The organism is Aeromicrobium yanjiei (assembly GCF_009649075.1).
Lineage (GTDB): Bacteria > Actinomycetota > Actinomycetes > Propionibacteriales > Nocardioidaceae > Aeromicrobium > Aeromicrobium yanjiei.
This window is the reverse complement of the sequence record NZ_CP045737.1, coordinates 359,896-377,265: the sequence shown is the minus strand read 5'-3', so window position 1 is coordinate 377,265 and position 17,370 is coordinate 359,896. Positions and strand designations below refer to the sequence as shown.

Annotated in this window: 20 protein-coding genes and 2 tRNA genes; 15 read left to right on the top strand and 7 right to left on the bottom strand. The window is 70.7% G+C overall.

Annotated features, from left to right (window positions below; genetic code table 11):
- Window positions 1-93 precede the first annotated feature (93 nt).
- Window positions 94-525: a rhodanese-like domain-containing protein gene (locus GEV26_RS02105; protein WP_153651533.1), complete on the bottom strand. Its 432-nt coding sequence runs from the start codon at window positions 523-525 to the stop codon at window positions 94-96.
- Window positions 522-1,034 (bottom strand): cysteine dioxygenase, encoded by a 513-nt coding sequence (locus GEV26_RS02100; RefSeq protein WP_243838852.1) that lies wholly within the window; start codon window positions 1,032-1,034, stop codon window positions 522-524. The genes GEV26_RS02105 and GEV26_RS02100 overlap by 4 nt, the downstream gene beginning before the upstream one ends.
- Window positions 1,035-1,168: 134 nt before the next feature.
- On the opposite strand from GEV26_RS02100, the gene GEV26_RS02095 reads away from it, so the two are divergent.
- The 10 genes from GEV26_RS02095 to GEV26_RS02050 all read left to right on the top strand — a co-directional run bounded on the left by GEV26_RS02095 (window position 1,169) and on the right by GEV26_RS02050 (window position 7,056).
- Window positions 1,169-1,378: a hypothetical protein gene (locus tag GEV26_RS02095; protein ID WP_153651531.1), complete on the top strand. Its 210-nt coding sequence runs from the start codon at window positions 1,169-1,171 to the stop codon at window positions 1,376-1,378.
- 64 nt (window positions 1,379-1,442) lie between these two features.
- A tRNA-Asp gene (locus tag GEV26_RS02090) sits at window positions 1,443-1,519 on the top strand.
- A gap of 110 nt (window positions 1,520-1,629) precedes the next feature.
- On the top strand, window positions 1,630-2,211 hold the full coding sequence (locus GEV26_RS02085; protein WP_243838851.1) for a malonic semialdehyde reductase: 582 nt from the start codon (window positions 1,630-1,632) through the stop codon (window positions 2,209-2,211).
- 49 nt (window positions 2,212-2,260) lie between these two features.
- Window positions 2,261-3,601 carry a dipeptidase gene (locus GEV26_RS02080; protein WP_153651529.1) on the top strand — a complete coding sequence of 447 codons (1,341 nt, stop codon included), beginning with the start codon at window positions 2,261-2,263 and terminating at the stop codon, window positions 3,599-3,601.
- A 47-nt stretch (window positions 3,602-3,648) separates the two neighbouring features.
- Window positions 3,649-3,722, top strand: a tRNA-Phe gene (locus GEV26_RS02075).
- A gap of 315 nt (window positions 3,723-4,037) precedes the next feature.
- Window positions 4,038-4,793, top strand: coding sequence for an SDR family oxidoreductase (locus tag GEV26_RS02070; RefSeq protein ID WP_153651528.1), 756 nt, complete (start codon window positions 4,038-4,040; stop codon window positions 4,791-4,793).
- 26 nt (window positions 4,794-4,819) lie between these two features.
- On the top strand, window positions 4,820-5,434 hold the full coding sequence (locus GEV26_RS02065) for a TetR/AcrR family transcriptional regulator (RefSeq protein ID WP_153651527.1): 615 nt from the start codon (window positions 4,820-4,822) through the stop codon (window positions 5,432-5,434).
- Complete coding sequence (locus tag GEV26_RS02060; protein ID WP_243838846.1) at window positions 5,431-6,258, top strand: SDR family NAD(P)-dependent oxidoreductase; 828 nt, start codon at window positions 5,431-5,433, stop codon at window positions 6,256-6,258. Before GEV26_RS02065 ends, GEV26_RS02060 begins: the two co-directional genes overlap by 4 nt.
- Window positions 6,259-6,289: 31 nt before the next feature.
- A complete protein-coding gene (locus tag GEV26_RS02055) occupies window positions 6,290-6,736 on the top strand; it encodes a MarR family winged helix-turn-helix transcriptional regulator (RefSeq protein WP_153651526.1) in 447 nt (148 codons plus the stop codon).
- A complete protein-coding gene (locus GEV26_RS02050) occupies window positions 6,733-7,056 on the top strand; it encodes a hypothetical protein (protein WP_153651525.1) in 324 nt (107 codons plus the stop codon). The genes GEV26_RS02055 and GEV26_RS02050 overlap by 4 nt, the downstream gene beginning before the upstream one ends.
- Here GEV26_RS02050 and GEV26_RS02045 read toward each other — a convergent pair.
- On the bottom strand, window positions 7,021-8,445 hold the full coding sequence (locus tag GEV26_RS02045) for an NAD-dependent malic enzyme (protein WP_153654917.1): 1,425 nt from the start codon (window positions 8,443-8,445) through the stop codon (window positions 7,021-7,023). The genes GEV26_RS02050 and GEV26_RS02045 overlap by 36 nt on opposite strands.
- A gap of 175 nt (window positions 8,446-8,620) precedes the next feature.
- Between GEV26_RS02045 and GEV26_RS02040 the strand changes: the two genes are divergently transcribed.
- Entirely contained in the window at window positions 8,621-9,706 is a 1,086-nt protein-coding gene (locus GEV26_RS02040) for a Glu/Leu/Phe/Val dehydrogenase dimerization domain-containing protein (protein WP_243838845.1), read from the top strand.
- A gap of 30 nt (window positions 9,707-9,736) precedes the next feature.
- Here the strand turns inward: GEV26_RS02040 and GEV26_RS02035 are convergent, their stop codons facing one another.
- The 3 genes from GEV26_RS02035 to purF all read right to left on the bottom strand — a co-directional run bounded on the left by GEV26_RS02035 (window position 9,737) and on the right by purF (window position 12,594).
- Entirely contained in the window at window positions 9,737-9,907 is a 171-nt protein-coding gene (locus tag GEV26_RS02035; RefSeq protein ID WP_153651523.1) for a DUF3073 domain-containing protein, read from the bottom strand.
- A gap of 111 nt (window positions 9,908-10,018) precedes the next feature.
- The gene (gene purM, locus GEV26_RS02030; RefSeq protein ID WP_153651522.1) at window positions 10,019-11,104 is read right to left on the bottom strand and encodes a phosphoribosylformylglycinamidine cyclo-ligase; all 1,086 of its coding nucleotides are present in this window, start codon (window positions 11,102-11,104) and stop codon (window positions 10,019-10,021) included.
- Window positions 11,101-12,594 carry an amidophosphoribosyltransferase gene (gene purF / locus GEV26_RS02025; protein WP_153651521.1) on the bottom strand — a complete coding sequence of 498 codons (1,494 nt, stop codon included), beginning with the start codon at window positions 12,592-12,594 and terminating at the stop codon, window positions 11,101-11,103. Before purF ends, purM begins: the two co-directional genes overlap by 4 nt.
- 128 nt (window positions 12,595-12,722) lie before the next feature.
- Here purF and GEV26_RS02020 point away from each other — a divergent pair, with 128 nt between their 5' ends.
- From GEV26_RS02020 to GEV26_RS02005, 4 genes are all read left to right on the top strand, one after another.
- Window positions 12,723-13,193 carry an SRPBCC family protein gene (locus GEV26_RS02020; RefSeq protein WP_153651520.1) on the top strand — a complete coding sequence of 157 codons (471 nt, stop codon included), beginning with the start codon at window positions 12,723-12,725 and terminating at the stop codon, window positions 13,191-13,193.
- Between the two features lie 59 nt (window positions 13,194-13,252).
- On the top strand, window positions 13,253-14,818 hold the full coding sequence (locus tag GEV26_RS02015) for a long-chain-fatty-acid--CoA ligase (protein ID WP_153651519.1): 1,566 nt from the start codon (window positions 13,253-13,255) through the stop codon (window positions 14,816-14,818).
- Window positions 14,819-14,965: 147 nt separating this feature from the next.
- Window positions 14,966-16,288 carry a glycoside hydrolase domain-containing protein gene (locus GEV26_RS02010; protein WP_153651518.1) on the top strand — a complete coding sequence of 441 codons (1,323 nt, stop codon included), beginning with the start codon at window positions 14,966-14,968 and terminating at the stop codon, window positions 16,286-16,288.
- A gap of 3 nt (window positions 16,289-16,291) precedes the next feature.
- Window positions 16,292-17,014, top strand: a complete 723-nt coding sequence (locus tag GEV26_RS02005; protein ID WP_153651517.1) for a glycerophosphodiester phosphodiesterase — start codon at window positions 16,292-16,294, stop codon at window positions 17,012-17,014.
- Window positions 17,015-17,016: 2 nt separating this feature from the next.
- On the opposite strand, the gene GEV26_RS02000 is transcribed toward GEV26_RS02005, so the two are convergent.
- A complete protein-coding gene (locus GEV26_RS02000) occupies window positions 17,017-17,367 on the bottom strand; it encodes a sterol carrier family protein (protein ID WP_153651516.1) in 351 nt (116 codons plus the stop codon).
- Window positions 17,368-17,370: the final 3 nt, after the last annotated feature.

Below are 17,370 nucleotides of genomic sequence, written 5' to 3'. Positions count from 1 at the left end.
GGGTTGGGGCAAGGAACGGTGGATGTGCAAGGAACGGGGTGCAGCCAGTCTGGCGTGATCACCCTCGAGCGGCAATCACAGGCTGCGAGACGATCACGGCGTCGCGGCGCCGTTGCCGACCCGGCACTCCACCGCGGTCGGCCCCGGCACCACGGGCAGTCCGGCTGCACGCCACGCGTGGATGCCTCCGGCGATGTCGCTGGCGGACAGGCCCAGCGACACCAGGGCGGACGCCGCGAGCGACGAGGTGTAGCCCTCGGTGCACACGACGATCCACTCCTGCCCCTTCGTCGCCACGGCCAGGCTCGCGCCCGACGCAGGATGAAGGCGCCACTCCAGATGATTGCGCTCGACGATGACAGAACCGGGAATCTCCCCGTCCGCCTCGCGCTGCCATGCCGGCCGGATGTCCACGATGAGTGCTCCGGCGGCGACCCGTGCCACCGCCTGGTGAGGGTCCAGCCGGGTCAGATCAGCCCGCGCCGCGGCCAGGAGCTCGTCGACCGACCCGAACCGTGGCGTCATGACGCGGCCCTCAGGCCGGACGGCGGCGCCTCGGGGTCGTCGGTCCAGGCGGAGGCGAGGCGGGTGAGCCCGCCGCCGTCCACGTCGTAGTAGCTCATGAGCGCGAGTGGGGGCGAGTACGCGTGCACGCTCACGGCGGTCTGCTGCCGGACGTTGCGCACGTCGTGCACGTAGCGCCCGCCGAAGACGACCGAGTCGCCGGCCCGGCGAGCGGCCTCTGTCAGCACCTGCGCCCCGGGCGTCCACACGGTCTCGCTGAGCTCCCCGCTGACGACCGTGAACGCGCCGGAGGAGCCACCGTGGTCGTGGAGCTGTGTGCCTTGGTCCTCGGTCCAGCTGATCAGCCACACGTCCACGCGGTCGTCGCATCGCAGTCGCACGTGCCAGCGGTCATCGGCGTCCGCGCGGACCTCGTGGAGCCCGGCGCGGACGTCGTCGGCGACGGTCTGGGTCAGGGCGGCGAGGTCGGCGAGCGACAGGGGCGCGACGGTGGTGCGACGAGCGGTCATGCCCGCCATCGAAGCGCGCCGGGCGTCGCACGATGCCGTCGTTCACACTCTGGACATCTGACCCGCGACCACCGAAGATGCTGTACGCCGTGTGATCACCGTCACGGACTCCGTGCAACGAGAGGACCCCGTCCATGAAGTGGATGCTGCTCGGCATCGTCGTGCTGGCCGTCGGAGGCGCCCTGTGGGTGCGCGCGGCCCGTCAAGGTCCTGGCGATTCTCAGCGGCCGCACCGTCTCGACGACTCGATGACGACGCGCGAGACCGGCGAGGCGCCCGCCCCCGACGACCCGAATGCCGCGGGACCGCAGGGCGCGGACGCCGGCGGGACAGATCACACCTGACCCGTTTTGTTCCTCGCGGGGGGCGTGCGTTACAGTTGCGTTCGCGGTTAACCGCACAACACATGGCCCCGTGGCGCAGTTGGTTAGCGCGCCGCCCTGTCACGGCGGAGGTCGCCGGTTCGAGTCCGGTCGGGGTCGCCATGTGAGAAGTGAGAAAGCCCACGACTCCCTTCGGGGAGCGTGGGATTTTTCTTTCCTCCGAAGTGGTTGAATGTTCTATGACTTCTTTTGACCCCACACTCCCCTTCTCCGTGCCCGACGAGACGCTGGACCTGCTGTTCCGCGAGGCCCGCTCCGTCAACACCTTCAGTGACGAGCCGGTGAAGATCGATCAGGTCCGCGAGGTCTTCGAGCTGGTCAAGTACGGCCCGACCATGATGAACATCCAGCCGATGCGTCTGCTCCTGGTCGAGCAGGGCGCCGGCCGCGACCGCCTGCTGCCGCTGATGGCCGAGGGCAACCGCGCCAAGACCGCGAGCGCCCCCGTCGTGGCGGTCGTCGCCGCGGACGTCGACTTCCACACCTCGATGGCCGCCCACTTCCCGCACAACCCGACCGCCGGCGACATGTTCGCAGGCGATGCGACGAGCCGCGCCGACATCGCTCGCTACAACACCGCCCTGCAGACCGGCTACTTCATCGTCGGGATCCGCGCCGCGGGCCTTCATGCGGGCCCGATGGGCGGCTTCGACGCCGCCGGCATCGACGCCGAGTTCTTCCCCGGCACCTCGTGGCGCACGCAGCTCGTCATCAACATCGGTCACCCGGGCGAGACCCCCTGGTTCGACCGCCTGCCGCGCATCTCGGCCGACGACGCGGTCATGACGGCCTGATCCCGCTCTGCCACGCGACCCCCGCGGGGTCGCGTGGCACGCTGGACGTATGACCGATCTCACCTCGCGCGTCCACGACGTCCTCCCCTCGGTGCTCGACGATCTCGAGACCTTGGTGCGCATCCCCTCGATCTGGGCGCAGCCCGAGCACCACGACGACGTGCGTCGCTCCGCCGCCGAGGTCGAACGGCTGCTGCGGGAGGCCGGGTTCGCCCGGACGCAGATCGTCGAGGCCGGCGGCGCCCCCGCCGTCATCGCGCACCACCCGGCCCCGCCCGGCGCCCCCACGGTGCTGCTGTACGCGCACCACGACGTCCAGCCGACGGGGGACCCCGCCCTGTGGACGTCCCCTCCGTTCGAGCCCACGAGGCGCGGTGACCGGCTCCACGCCCGAGGCGCGGCCGACGACAAGGCCGGTCTGGCCGCGCACCTCGCTGCGTTCCGCGCACATGACGGCAACCCGCCGGTCGGCGTCACCGTCTTCGTCGAGGGCGAGGAGGAGTCCGGCTCACCGAGTCTCGTGGCCCTGCTCGAGCAGCACCGCGACGAGCTGACCGCGGACGCGATCGTCATCGCTGACTCGGCCAACTGGGCCGTGGGCGTACCGGCGCTGACGGTGACGCTGCGTGGGCTGGCCGACTGCGTCGTGACCGTCGAGACCCTGGGTCATGCGGTCCACTCGGGCATCTGGGGCGGCGTCGTCCCGGACGCGCTGACCACGATGTGCCGGCTGCTCGCGACGCTGCACGACGACGCGGGCTCCGTCGCGGTCGAGGGCCTGCACCACGGCACCGCCGCCGACGTCGAGTATCCAGAGGACCGCTTCCGCGAGGAGTCGTCCGTCCTGCCCGGCGTCGAGCAGATCGGCCGCGGCTCGATCGTGCAGCGACTGTGGGCCGAGCCGGCCGTGAGCGTCGTGGGCCTCGACGCCACCCCGGTCGCGACTGCGTCCAACACGCTGGCGCCGAGCGCCCGCGCGATGATCAGCATGCGGGTCGCGCCCGGCGGCGACGCCACCGCGCACCTCGACGCTCTCGAGGCGCACCTTCTGCGCCATGCCCCGTTCGGCGCCCGCGTCACGGTCGAGCGCGGGGAGGTCGGCGAGCCGTTCACGGTCGATGCCGAAGGTCCCGCCTACGACGCCGCCCGGTCGGCGTTCCGCGACGCGTGGGACGGCACCGAGCCGATCGACATGGGCATGGGCGGCTCGATCCCGTTCATCGCCGAGTTCGCCCGGATCTTCCCCGACGCGGCGGTCCTCGTCACGGGCGTCGAGGATCCGGACACCCGCGCCCACGGGATCGACGAGGGTCTGCATCTCGGTGAGTTCACGCGCGTGTGCGTCGCTGAGGCGCTTCTGCTGGAGCGGTTGGCGGACAGGGGTCGTTGAGCCCGGAGCACGTGCGATAAGGTGGTCGTCGCTCGTTCGCGAGCGGTGGCCAGGTAGCTCAGTTGGTACGAGCATCCGCCTGAAAAGCGGAGGGTCGCCGGTTCGACCCCGGCCCTGGCCACAGCAGAAAGACGAAGAGCCCCGCGAATCTCGCGGGGCTCTTCCTCGTTCTCCCCCCGCGTCCAGCCCTGCGGGCGGACCGAGGATGAGGGTTTCCGGCAGCTCCAGCGACCGACAACCCTCATGCTCGGTCCGGCGCCCGCCCGGCGGGGACGCGCGATGAGGGTTTCGGGCAGCACCAGCAACCACAAACCCTCATGCTCGGTCCGGCGCCCGCCCGGCGGGGACGCGCGATGAGGGTTTCGGGCAGCAGGGACGACCGCAAACCCTCATCGTCGGTCCGCTGTGCAGGCCCGGGCGGTCGTAGGGTGACGGCATGGACCTGGGGCTCAGCGATCGCACGTACATCCTCACCGGCGCCTCCGGAGGGCTGGGCCGCGCGACGGCGGAGCAGCTCGTCGCGGAGGGCGCGAACGTCGTGATCTCCGGGCGCACCAAGGAGTCCGTCGACCGGGCGGTCGCCGCACTCGGCCCCCGCGCTGTCGGCGTCGCCGTCGACAATGCGGACGCCACGGCCCCCGCCCAGCTCGTGGCCGCCGCCGACAGCGCGTTCGGCCGGCTCGACGGCGCACTCATCAGTGTCGGCGGCCCGCCGGCCGGGCCGATCCTCGACCGCACCGAGGAGGAGTGGCGCTCCTCCTTCGAGTCGGTCTTCCTCGGGGCTCTCCGGCTCGCCACGACGATCGCGGAGGAGCTCGGCGACGGGGGCTCGATCGCCTTCGTCCTGTCGACGTCGGTCAAGTCGCCGATCCCGGGTCTCGGCATCTCCAACGCCCTGCGCCCCGGGCTGGCCATGGCCGCCAAGAATCTCGCCGACGAGCTGGGGCCGCGGGGCATCCGGGTGAACGCCCTGCTGCCGGGCCGGCTCTCCACGGATCGGGTGCGTACGCTCGACGCCGCGACCGGCGACGCCGACGCGGCCCGCACCGCGAACGAGCGGACGATCCCGCTGCGCCGTTACGGGCGGCCCGAGGAGTTCGGCCGCGCGGCCGCGTTCCTCCTCTCCCCCGCCGCGAGCTTCCTCACCGGCGTGATGCTGCCCGTCGACGGCGGCCTGACCCGCAGCCTCTGACGGCCCCCCGGGCCTACACTGCGCACGTGGCCAGACCCAATGCCGGCACGAAGGGCGTCCCCCGCCTCGATCGGGAGACGCAGATCCTGTCGATCGCGTCCGAGCAGTTCGCCACGTACGGGTTCGCGGGCACGTCGGTCGGCACCGTCGCCGACCTCGCGGGCATCTCCAAGCCGCTGATCTACAACTACTTCGGGTCCAAGGAAGGGCTCTACGAGGCCTGCCTCGTCCGCGGCGGCACGTTGGTCGCCGACGAGATCGAGCGGATCGCCCGTGGCGAGGCCGTGGGCATCCAGCGGGGCATCGACACCCTCGCCGGGATGTTCACGCTCCTGGAGGGCCAGCGGCACCTCTGGCGGCTGTTCTTCGACAGCACGGCCCCGACCGAGGGCCCGATCGCCGCGTCGATCGCGGTCTACACCGATCGCATCGGCGCGCTGGCCGAGGAGGGCGTCGCCGAGCTCATGACCCTGGTCGGCAACGACGACGAGCTCGACGTCTCGGCGATGACGTCGGTCTGGCTCGGCATCGTGGACTCGCTGATGAACTGGTGGGTCGAGCACCCCGAGCAGACGGCCGACGAGATGAGGCAGCGCTGCGTACGCCTGCTGACCGCGCTGCTGGACGGCGGCAGTCGGTGATCCCGCTGCGGAGCCGCCGCCTCGACCGCCGCACGGTCGTGCTGACCGGAGCGTCCAGCGGCATCGGCGCCGAGGCCGCCCGCAAGCTCTCAGCCCTCGGCGCGACCGTGTGCCTGGTGGCTCGCCGCGAGGACGAGCTCGCGTCGGTCGCTGCCGACATCCGTCGCGCAGGCGGGGACGCGTACACGTACGCGGTGGACCTCACCGACGCCGCGCAGGCCGACGCCCTCGTGGCCCAGCTTCTGGCAGAGCACCCGAGGATCGACGTGCTGGTCAACAACGCCGCCCGCTCGATCCGGCGCCCGATCACCGAGTCGGTGGACCGGGTGCACGACTACCAGCGGACCATGGCCATCAACTACCTGGCGGCCGTACGCCTGACGCTGGGGCTCGTCCCGCGCTTCCTGGAGCAGGGCCACGGCCACGTGGTCATCTCGTCGAGCCTGTCGACACAGCTGCCGATCCCACTGTTCTCGGCCTACCTGGCCAGCAAGGCTGCGCTCGAGTCGTTCACCCGCTCCCTGTCCGCCGAGCTGGGCGGACAGGGCATCTCCACGACCACGGTCCACTTCCCCATGGTGCGCACCGAGATGTCCGGCGGCACCCACATCTACCAGGCCATGCCGATGCTCAGCGCGGACAAGGCCGCCGACTGGCTCGTCAGGGCCGTGGTCGACCGTCCGACGCGGGTCACGAGCCTGCAGGGCGCAGTCTCAGAGATCGCGATGGCCGCCGTCCCCGGCGTGCTGACCGCGGGGATGCGTCCGCTCTTTCGCCAGATGGACGCGATGCTCGACCGCAAGGTGAGACGTAGCCGACAATAGTTGGTGCACCAATCATTGGTACGCTCAAGACATGACGACCCGTGATCCGCTCGCCCTCGAGGAGCAGGTGTGCTTCGCCCTCGCCGTGGCCTCCCGCGAGGTCGTCGCGTCGTACCGCAGCGTGCTGGAGCCGCTCGGCCTCACCCACCCGCAGTACCTCGTGATGCTGGCCCTGTGGCAGCACGACGAGATCTCGGTGAAGGGGCTCAGCGAGCTGCTCCATCTCGACCCCGGCACGCTGTCCCCGCTGCTCAAGCGCCTGGAGGCCGCCGGACTCGTCAGCCGGTCCCGGTCGACCAGCGACGAGCGGACACTGGCCATCCGCGTCACGGACGAGGGCCGCGCGCTGCGCCACCGGGCGCTCGAGGTCCCGACCACGATGCTGACCCGTCTCGGCATGTCCGCGGACGACCTCACCACCACCAACGCCGTCCTCCACCGCATCATCGATGCCGCCCACGGAAGCGTGACCGCATGACCCCTCGCACCAGGACCCGCACCAGCACCACCCGCAGCACCGCCGAGCAGCTCGTCGCCCTCCGCCGGGTGCAGCGGCGGGTCGCGGCCATCGCCTTCTTCGCGGTCGCGATCCACGGCGTGCTGGGCGTCATCGTCGTCGCACACGTCGTCCAGGGCCAGGGCCGGAGCGCCGACGCGATCCTGCTGCTGGCGATGTCGGCCGTGTTCGCGCTGGTGACCTACGTGGTCGTGCGGATCATCCTCGGGGCCAAGCTGATGTCCCCGTGGATCCCGCTGGCCTTCCTACCGACCGTGGTGGGCCTGTTCTGGGTGCTGTGAGGCATCTGCCGCAATCGCTGCCGTGCGTACGGCCGAGGCGACGCGCTGGTGCACGTCCGGGTGGAAGACGCTCGGGACGACGTAGTTCGCGTTGAGCTCGTCGGGCGACACCGAGTCGGCCACGGCGTCGGCAGCGGCGATCAGCACGTCCATGCTGATGCCGTGCGACTGGGCGTCGAGCAGTCCACGGAAGATGCCGGGGAACGCCAGCACGTTGTTGATCTGGTTGGGGTAGTCCGAGCGGCCGGTGGCCACGACCGCTGCGTGCCGGCGCGCCACGGCCGGGTCGATCTCCGGATCGGGATTGGCCAGGGCGAACACGATGGAGTCCGGCGCCATCGCCTCGACGTCCTCGGCGGTGATCAGGTTGGGCGCGCTGACGCCGATGAACACGTCCGCACCCGGCAGCGCCTCGCGCAGCGTGCCCGTACGCCCCGCGTCGTTGGTGTTCGCGGCGATCCAGGCCAGCGAGGGGTCCATGCCCTCGCGGCCGCTGTGGACCACGCCCTGGACGTCGCACACGGTCACGTCGACCGCCCCGGCGTGGAGCAGGACCTTGAGGACCGCGGTGCCCGCCGCCCCGGCACCCACCAGGACGATGCGCGCCTTCGCGAGGTCCTTGCCGACCACCGCCAGCGAGTTGCGCAGCGCCGCGAGGACCACCACGGCGGTGCCGTGCTGGTCGTCGTGGAACACGGGGATGTCGAGGCGCTCGCGCAGCCGGGCCTCGATCTCGAAGCAGCGGGGGGCCGAGATGTCCTCGAGGTTGATGCCCGCGAAGCCCGGCGAGATCGCGGCGACGGTCTCCACGATCTGGTCGACGTCCTGCGTGTCCAGGACGATCGGCCACGCGTCGATGTCCGCGAAGCTCTTGAACAGCGCGGCCTTGCCCTCCATGACCGGCAGCGCCGCGTGCGGGCCGATGTTGCCCAGGCCGAGCACCGCTGACCCGTCCGAGACGACCGCGACGCTGTTGCGCTTGACGGTCAGCCGCCGCGCGTCCTCCTTGTCCGCGACGATCGCCTGGCAGATCCGCGCGACCCCGGGCGTGTAGATCATCGAGAGGTCGTCGCGGTTGCGCAGCGGGTGCTTCGTCGCGGTCTCGATCACGCCGCCGAGGTGCATGAGGAACGTGCGGTCCGACACCTTGAGGACGTCGACGTCCTCGAGCTCGCGCAGGCTGTCCACGACGCGTGCCGAGTGCTCGGTGTCGGAGGCGGCGCACGTGAGGTCGATGCGCAACGCGTCCGCGCCGGACGCCGCGACGTCCAGGGCGGTGACGATTCCGCCGGCCCGCTCCACGGTGGTCGTGAGATCGCTGATCGCCGAGCCGCCCGACGGCACCTCGAGCCGGATCGTGATCGAGTACGAGATGCTGGGCGCGGGGATCGTCTTCACCTGCCCAGCATAAATGCGAAGGAAGCCTCACGTTTTGTCGGGGACGAACCCCTGCAGGACCCCGGGGCGCCGGTACAGTCGGACTGTGAGTCGCACCACCCCGCGGCCCGCCCGTTGGAGGAGCCCACCATCGCTCCCCCGGCCATCCACCACAGAGAGCACCACAGTGACCGTCAGCAGCAGCAATCCCTCACCCTTTGGAAGCCAGCACGAGCAGGTGGTCTTCTGCCACGACGAGGCCACCGGCCTCAAGGCGATCATCGCGATCTACTCGACCGCCCTCGGCCCCGCCCTCGGCGGCACCCGCTTCTACCCCTACGCCTCGGAGCAGGAGGCGCTCACCGACGTCCTCAACCTGTCGCAGGGCATGGCCTACAAGAACGCCCTGGCCGGCCTCGACCTCGGCGGCGGCAAGGCCGTCATCATCGGCGACCCGGCGACGCTGAAGACCGAGGCGCTGCTGCGCGCGTACGGCCGCTTCGTGCAGACGCTGGGCGGTCGCTACTTCACGGCGTGCGACGTCGGCACGTTCTCGGCCGACATGGACCAGATCGCCCGCGAGAGCCGGTACGTCACGGGTCGCACGGTCGAGCACGGTGGCGCGGGCGACTCCTCGGTCCTGACCGCCTTCGGGGTCTACCAGGGCATGCGGGCCTCGGCCCAGCACCTGTGGGACGACACGTCGCTGGCCGGCAAGCGCATCGGCGTGGCCGGCGTGGGCAAGGTGGGACGCCACCTGGTCGGACACCTCGTGGACGAGGGCGCGGAGGTCGTCGTGACCGATCCGTACGAGCCGGCCGTCACCTCGCTCCTCGAGACGTACCCGGGCGTGCGGGCGGTCGCCGACACCGACGCGCTCATCCGCGAGCCGCTGGACGTCTACGCCCCGTGCGCGCTGGGCGGCGCGCTCAACGACGAGTCGATCGAGGCGCTGACCGCAACGATCGTGTGCGGTGCGGCCAACAACCAGCTCGCACACGACGGCATCGAGAAGCGGCTCGAGGAGCGCGGCATCACCTACGCGCCGGACTACTGCGTCAACGCGGGCGGTGTCATCCAGGTCGCGGACGAGCTGGACGGCTTCGACTTCGATCGGGCCAAGATGCGCGCGACCAAGATCTTCGACACCACCCTGGGCGTGCTGCAGCGCGCGAAGAGCGAGGGCGTGCCCCCGTCGATCGCCGCCGACCGCATGGCCGAGCAGCGCATGCGTGAGGTCGGCCGGCTCCGGCAGATCTACGTCAAGAGCTGAGCGAGCACAGCGAAGGCCCGGTCACCAGCGTCAGCTGGCGGCCGGGTCTTCGCGCTCGAGATCGCGGTACGGCTCGGGGATGGGGTCACCCGATTCGCCGTGTAGCTCTCGCTGCAAGGTGTTGAAGTCAGTGTCGGGCGTCCGGTACTTCAAGTCGCGCGCAACTTTGGTCTGTTTGGCTTTCGCACGGCCGCGGCCCATGAGGCTCGACCCCCTCGCAGAGAAATAGTCAGTTTGTCGTGCTGCAAGCCTACCCACAAGTCACAACAATTCTCACATCGACCCCCCGTGGGGGCCGAAATTGTGTACGAATCAGCGGTGAGCGCCCGTGAGGGTGACCGTTCCGCCGTCGCCGTGGACCCCTGCGTCGGCCACGTCACCGGCGATCCACGCCTGCACGCCGTGCTCGGCCAGCAGTCGGATCGCCGCATCCGCGGCATCCGGCGCGACCAGCGCGACCATGCCGACGCCCATGTTGAGGGCGAGGTCGAGATCCTCCTGCGCGACGCCGCCGAGCGAGCCCACGAGCCCGAAGACCGGCTGCGGCGACCACGTCGACCGGTCGACCCGCACCGACACGGTGCTCGGCACGACCCGGGCGAGATTGGCCGCGAGACCGCCCCCGGTGATGTGCGACATCGCATGCACCTCGACGTCCTTGGCCAGCGCCAGGCAGGGCAGCGTGTACAGACGCGTCGGCGTCAGCAGCTCCTCGCCGAGGGTGCGCCCGAACTCGGGCACGTGCCGGTCCAGGCTCCAGCCCGCTCCGCCCTGGTCCGCCGGCGCGAAGAAGACGTGCCGCACCAGGGAGTAGCCGTTGGAGTGCAGTCCGCTCGACGCCATCGCGATGACGACGTCGCCGGGGCGCACGAGCTCGGGACCGAGCAGGGCATCGGCCTCCACCACGCCGGTCGTGGACCCCGCGATGTCGTACTCGTCGACACCCAGCAGGCCGGGGTGCTCGGCGGTCTCGCCGCCGAGCAGCGCGGTGCCCGACTCCGCACACGCCTGGGCGATGCCCTTGACGATGTCGGCGATGCGCTCGGGGACGACCTTGCCGGTCGCGATGTAGTCGGTCATGAACAACGGCTCGGCACCGCAGACGACCAGGTCGTCCACGAGCATGCCGACGAGGTCGAAGCCGATCGTGTCGTGCTTGTCCATGCGCTGGGCGATCTGCACCTTCGTGCCGACGCCGTCTGCGGACGTCGCGAGCAGCGGGCGGTCGTACGCCTTGAGGGCCGAGGCGTCGAACAGTCCTGCGAAGCCACCGATGCCACCCACGACCTCGGGACGCCGGGCCTTCTCGACCCACTCCTTCATGAGCTCGACCGCGCGGTCGCCCTCTTCGATCGAGACGCCGGCGCTGGCGTAGGAGATGCGGGGGGCGTCGTTCACTGGATGACCTCGAGCGGCAGCTGGTCCTGGACCTCGAGGAGATGTTTGCCGATCACATCATCATCGGGGAGTGCAACGGGATAGATGCCGTCGAAGCAGGCCCGGCACAGGTCGTCCTTCGGCACGTTGGTGGACTCGACGAGCTGGTCGAGCGAGATGTACGCCAGCGAGTCCGCGCCGACCGAGCGGCAGATCTCGTCGACCGAGATGCCGTTGGCGATCAGCTCGGCGCGGGACGCGAAGTCGATGCCGTAGAAGCAGGGCCACTTGACCGGCGGCGACGAGATGCGCACGTGCACCTCGGCCGCGCCGAACTCGCGCAGCATCCGCACGAGCGCGCGCTGGGTGTTGCCGCGGACGATGGAGTCGTCGACGACCACCAGCCGCTTGCCCGCGATGACGTCACGCAGCGGGTTGAGCTTGAGCCGGATGCCGAGCTGGCGCAGCGTCTGGGAGGGCTGGATGAAGGTGCGCCCCACGTAGGAGTTCTTGACCAGACCGTGGCCGAACGGGATGCCCGACTCCTCGGCGTAGCCGATCGCGGCCGGGGTGCCCGACTCCGGGACCGGGATGACCAGGTCCGCCTCGACCGGGAACTCGCGGGCCAGGCGACGGCCGATCTCCGCGCGCACCGAGAACACCCGCTGGTCGGAGATCGTGGTGTCCGGGCGGGCCAGGTAGACGTACTCGAAGATGCAGCCCTTGGGCTCGGCCTTTGCGAAGCGTTCGGCACGCAGGCCGTTCTCGTCGATCGCGATGAACTCGCCGGGCTGGATCTCGCGGATGAAGGAGGCGCCGACGATGTCGAGCGCCGCGGTCTCGCTCGCGACGACCCACCCGCGCTCGAGACGTCCGAGGACCAGCGGGCGGATGCCCTGCGGGTCGCGGGCGGCGTAGAGCGTGCCCTCGTCCATGAAGACCAGCGAGAACGCGCCGCGCAGCTGCGGCAGCACCTCCAGCGCGGCCTCCTCGACCGAGCGGTCCGGATAGGACGCCAGCAAGGACGCCATCACCGCGGTGTCCGACGTGGCCGTCTCGCCCTTGCCGGAGTCGCGGCCGGCCTCGGCGTCGCGGGCACGGAGCAGGGCCGCGAGCTCGGCGGTGTTGGTCAGGTTGCCGTTGTGGCCGAGGGCGACCGATCCCGCAGCCGTCGGCCTGAACGTCGGCTGCGCGTTGTGCCAGACGCTCGAGCCGGTCGTGGAGTAGCGCGCGTGGCCGATCGCGACCTCACCCTTGAGCGACTCCAGTGTCGCCTCGTCGAACACCTGGGAGACGAGTCCCATGTCCTTGTAGACCAGGATCTGGCGGCCGTTGCTGACGGCGATGCCGGCCGACTCCTGCCCGCGGTGCTGCAGGGCGTACAGACCGAAGTAGGTCAGCTTGGCGACTTCTTCGCCCGGCGCCCAGACACCGAACACGCCGCAGGCGTCCTGGGGTCCGGCGTCCTGGGGATCGAGATCGTGGGTGAGGCGTCCATCTCCGCGGGGCACGTCTTCAGTGTAGGGGCCCCTCCCCGAGGCGTACCAATCTTTCCCGCGTGACGAGACGGCCCCGCGCACCGTGCCCGTCACAGCCGACTCGGGTTGCGACCCGCGTCGTCCACCGATCAGATGGGGCCATGAGCACCGACACGATCACCGTCCAGCGCACGATCCTGGCACCGCCGGAGCGCATCTTCGCACTGCTGTCGGACGCCTCCCGGCACAGCGAGTTCGACGGATCGGGAACCGTCCGTGGCACCCGCGAGTCGTCGCAGCCGCTGAGGCACGGCTCGAGGTTCGGCATGGCGATGCACATGGGCGTGGGCTACCGCACGACCAATGAGGTCGTCGAGTTCGAGCAGGACAGGCGCATCGCGTGGCGGACGACCGGGTTCAAGGGACTCATCGGCGGTCGGGTCTGGCGCTACGAGCTCGAGCCCGTCGGCGGCGGGACCCTGGTGACCGAGACGTGGGACATCTCCCGGGACCGGCAGCGGTTCTTCCTCGCGCACAGCAAGATGCCGGCGGCCACCAAGGTCGCCATGCGCAGGACGCTCGACCGCCTCGCGGCCCAGCTGGAGGAGCAGAGCCCCGCCGGCAACGCGTGACGAGACCGCATCGACCCTCTAGGGTGGCGTGATCCGCGTCACATCTTCGAGGGAGAACCATGACCGCGACGATCCCGCCCGCCACCTTCTTGTCGGACTTCCTCGCCGCGCGAGCCGCGGAGCGGCCCGACCAGCCCTGCTGGGTGTTCGGCGAGCGGACCTGGAGCTGGGGCCAGGCCCACGACTCGGTCCGCCGGGCGGCCGGCGCCCTGCAGGCCGACGGCGTACGTCGTGGCGACCGGGTCGCGGTGCTGGACAAGAACAACCCGGCCGTGCTGCAGGTCCTCCTCGGCGGTTGCCACCTGGGCGCCGCCACGACGGTCGTCAACTGGCGCCTGGCGGGCGATGAGCTCGACTACGTCCTCAACGACTGCGGCGCCAGGATCGTGTTCGTCGGCCACCAGCTCCTCGACCAGCTCGCACTCGTGCGCGACCGCCTGGAGCACGTCGAGAAGATCGTCGTGGTCGGCGGTGAGGACGACGAGCTGGAGGCGTGGCTGGCCGCCGGGACCCCGACCGACCGGCAGCCCGGCGTCGAACCCGGTGACGTGTGCGTCGTGATGTACAGCTCCGGCACGACCGGGCGGCCCAAGGGCGTCCAGCTGACCCAGTCCGCGATGGTCGAGCACAGCCTCAACGGCGCGGGCGACACCCGCTACGACGACGGCGACATGCTGCTCGTCGCGATGCCGATGTTCCACGTGGGCGGCACGTCGTACGCCCTTCTCGGCCCTGCGCTCGGTGTGCCGGGCTACATCGTCCCGGAGGTTGAGGCCTCGCTCATGGCCGCCGGGATCATGGCCGGGGCGACGCATGCGTTCCTGGTGCCTGCCGTCGTCGCGGCCCTCGTCGCGGCGGGCCCGCAGGCCATGGCGCTGTTCGGCCGGCTCAAGGCGGTCGGCTACGGGGCCGCACCGATGCCCCTGCCGGTGCTGCGGGCCGCTCTGGACGCGTGGCCTGACACCGAGTTCCAACAGGTCTACGGCATGACGGAGTTCGGTGGCGTCATCACGGTCCTCGACGATGCCGCGCACCGCGACGACGAGCACCCCGAGCGCCTGGTGTCGGCGGGTCGCCCGGTCCCCAAGGCCGAGATGCGGATCGTGGACCCCACGACGCTCGAGGACGTCCCTGCGGGCCGCTCGGGCGAGGTCTGGTTCCGGACCCCGCAGGCGACCATCGGCTACATCGGCCGCCCCGAGGCCACCGCGGAGCTCATCACCCCCGACGGCTGGATCCGTACGGGCGATCTCGGGCGGGTCGACGAGGACGGCTTCTTGTTCATCGAGGACCGGCTCAAGGACATGATCATCACCGGCGGCGAGAACGTGTACTCGCCCGAGGTCGAGCGCGTCCTCGCCGAGCACCCGGCCGTGGCCGAGATCGCGATCATCGGGGTCCCGGACGACCGCTGGGGCGAGACGGTCAAGGCGGTCGTCGCGTTCCGGCCAGGGGCGTCCGCGACCGCGGACGAGCTGATCGCCTTCGCGAGGGAGCGGCTCGCGGGCTACAAGGTGCCGTCGTCGATCGACGTGGTGGAGGCGCTCCCGCGCAATCCGTCGGGCAAGATCCTCAAGCGCGATCTGCGCAAGCCCTACTGGGGCGACGGCTCGCGCCAGGTGTGACCGGCCGGGGACGCAACGTGGCCCCGATCATCCAGGGGAGGGACCGGGGCCACGATGGCCACCACCCTAGCGGGAGCCGTCCCTCCCGTCACACCTGCAACACCGATGTGGTGACAGACCTCTCATGGGGCACGTACCCTCGAAGGCATGCGCCTGGTGCCTTCCCCCACCTCGCGGCTCACGATCACCGGTCTCCTGACCGGCCTGGCCGCGTCCGTCCTCCTGTCCACCCCCGCCTCCGCGGCCTCCCCGCCGCCGGCTCCCGGCGACTTCACGGGGCACGGCTTCGACGCGTGCGTCGCGCCGAGCCAGAGCGTCATGGACACCTGGAACCTCCGCTCCCCGTTCAGCGCGGTCGGCATCTACGTGTCGGGCAACTCGCGCTACTGCGGTGACAAGTACCAGCCCAACCTGAAGGCGTCGTGGGTCACCAAGAACGCCGCCAACGGCTGGCGCTTCATGCCGATCCACGTCGGCCGCCAGGCGCCGTGCTTCAAGAACAACCCCCAGAGCCGGGTCCAGAAGAAGCGCATGTCGGTCAACGTCGCCAAGGCCCGCGGCCAGGCCCAGGCCGAGGCCAAGGAGACGATCGCCGCGCTGAAGAAGTACGGATTCGCGAAGGGCACCCACTCCTATCTCGACATCGAGTGGTACGCCCGGACCGCCGCGTGCGACCGCATCGTGCTGGAGTTCGCCGATGCGTGGACCGAGTACCTCCACGCGAAGGGCTACAAGTCCGGCGTCTACTCCAGCGGCTCGGCGGCGATCGCCGCGATCGACCAGGCCCGCGCCTCCAAGCGCAAGGGATTCACGCTCCCCGACCAGATGTGGCTCGCGTGGGTCAACAAGAAGGCCGACACCAAGGGCGGACCGTACCTGTCCGACGCGGGCTGGAAGCAGCAGCGGATCCACCAGTACCACAACGACATCGACGTGACGTACGGCGGCAAGAAGCTCGCGATCGACAAGAACTACCTCGACGTGGGCCGTGGATCGGTCGCCGTCAAGCAGTCGCTGCCGTGCAAGAAGCGGATGACGTTCAACGCCTACCCGACCCTGAAGGTCGGCAGCAAGGGCGCCGAGGTGGCCGCGCTGGAGTGCCTGCTGAAGTCGCAGCGCCTGCTGAAGTCGGTCGACACGACGTTCGGCACCGGCACCGCGAAGGCCCTGGACAAGTACCGCGCGACGAAGGGCTGGGGCGCCACGGGCCGCACCACCCGGGCGACCTGGACCGCCCTGCTCGCGCACGGCACCAACCCCCGCGTGCTCAAGTACGGCTCCGTGGGCCAGTCGGTGTGGCGCCTGCAGCGCTCCCTGATCGCCGCCGGCGTACGTCCGCGCATGACCGGCGTCTACGACAACAACACGGTCAAGGCGGTCCAGGCGTACCGCAAGGCGCGCAAGCTGTCGTCGTACACCACGACCGAGTCCACGGTCTGGGCCCAGCTGCAGCGCGGCAAGACCGTCTGAGCCATGGCCCTGGTGTCGGCGCACCGCGGGGGCGTCGGCGGTGATCGCCGCGCCCAGAACACCCTCGCTGCGTTCGAGTCGGCCATCGCGATGGGCTGCGACTACGTCGAGTTCGACGTCCGGCTCACCGCCGACGGCACGCCGGTCATCTTCCACGACGACGAGCTCGACGACGACGCCGTCCTGCGCTCGATCGCGCGGCACCGGCTCGAGCAGTTCACCGGCGTCCTGGTGACCCTCGAGAGCGTGCTCGACGTGATCCGCGGACGCATCAAGGCGCACGTCGACCTCAAGGTCCCCGGCCACGAGATCGAGACCGTCTCCCGCGTCGTGGAGGTGCTGGGGGTCGAGAACGTCGTGGTCACGACGTCCGAGGACGCCTCGGTGCGCCGGCTCGTGGCGTGGTCACGAGAGCATGCGCCGGGGATGCTGGTCGGGCTGTCGTCGGGCCCGCGGTCGTCACGCGACCACCGGCTCGCGCGCTGGTGGGTCGCGGCCGAGTCGGCGTTCCCCCGCACCCGGGTGCGCCTGAGCCGGGCCAACGTCGTGGTCGCGCACAAGGTCGTGGCCCGGTGGTCGCTCAAGGCGTACGCCCGGCGGCGGGGCCTGCCGCTGATCGTCTGGACCGTCGACCGGCCCGACGAGCTCGCGCGCTGGATGAACGACCCCGATGTCTGGATGGTGACCACCAACCACCCCGAGCGCGCGTTCGCCGCCCGGCGGTGAGCTCAGGCCTCGTCGAGGGGCAGCAGGTGCGACAGGTCCGACCGCTCCCCCGACGCCCGGATCGAGGCCTGCGACCAGGCGAGTCGACCCCGCCCGAGCGCGATCCACGTGGGGGCGTCCATCTCGACGACCGCCGGTGGGGTGCCACGGGTGTGGCGTGCGCCCGCGATGCACTGCACGGCCGCAAACGGGGGGATCCGCACCTCGACGCTGGCGCCGGGCGCTCGCTGCACCAGCAGCGCCGCCAGGTGCTTGGTGGCGGCCTTCAGGTCCTGCCGGGTCCCGGTCCCGGCGTCCAGCCGGGCGCAGATCGCCGCGAACTCCTCGTGCGTGAGGGGGGAGTACCGGGCCATCGG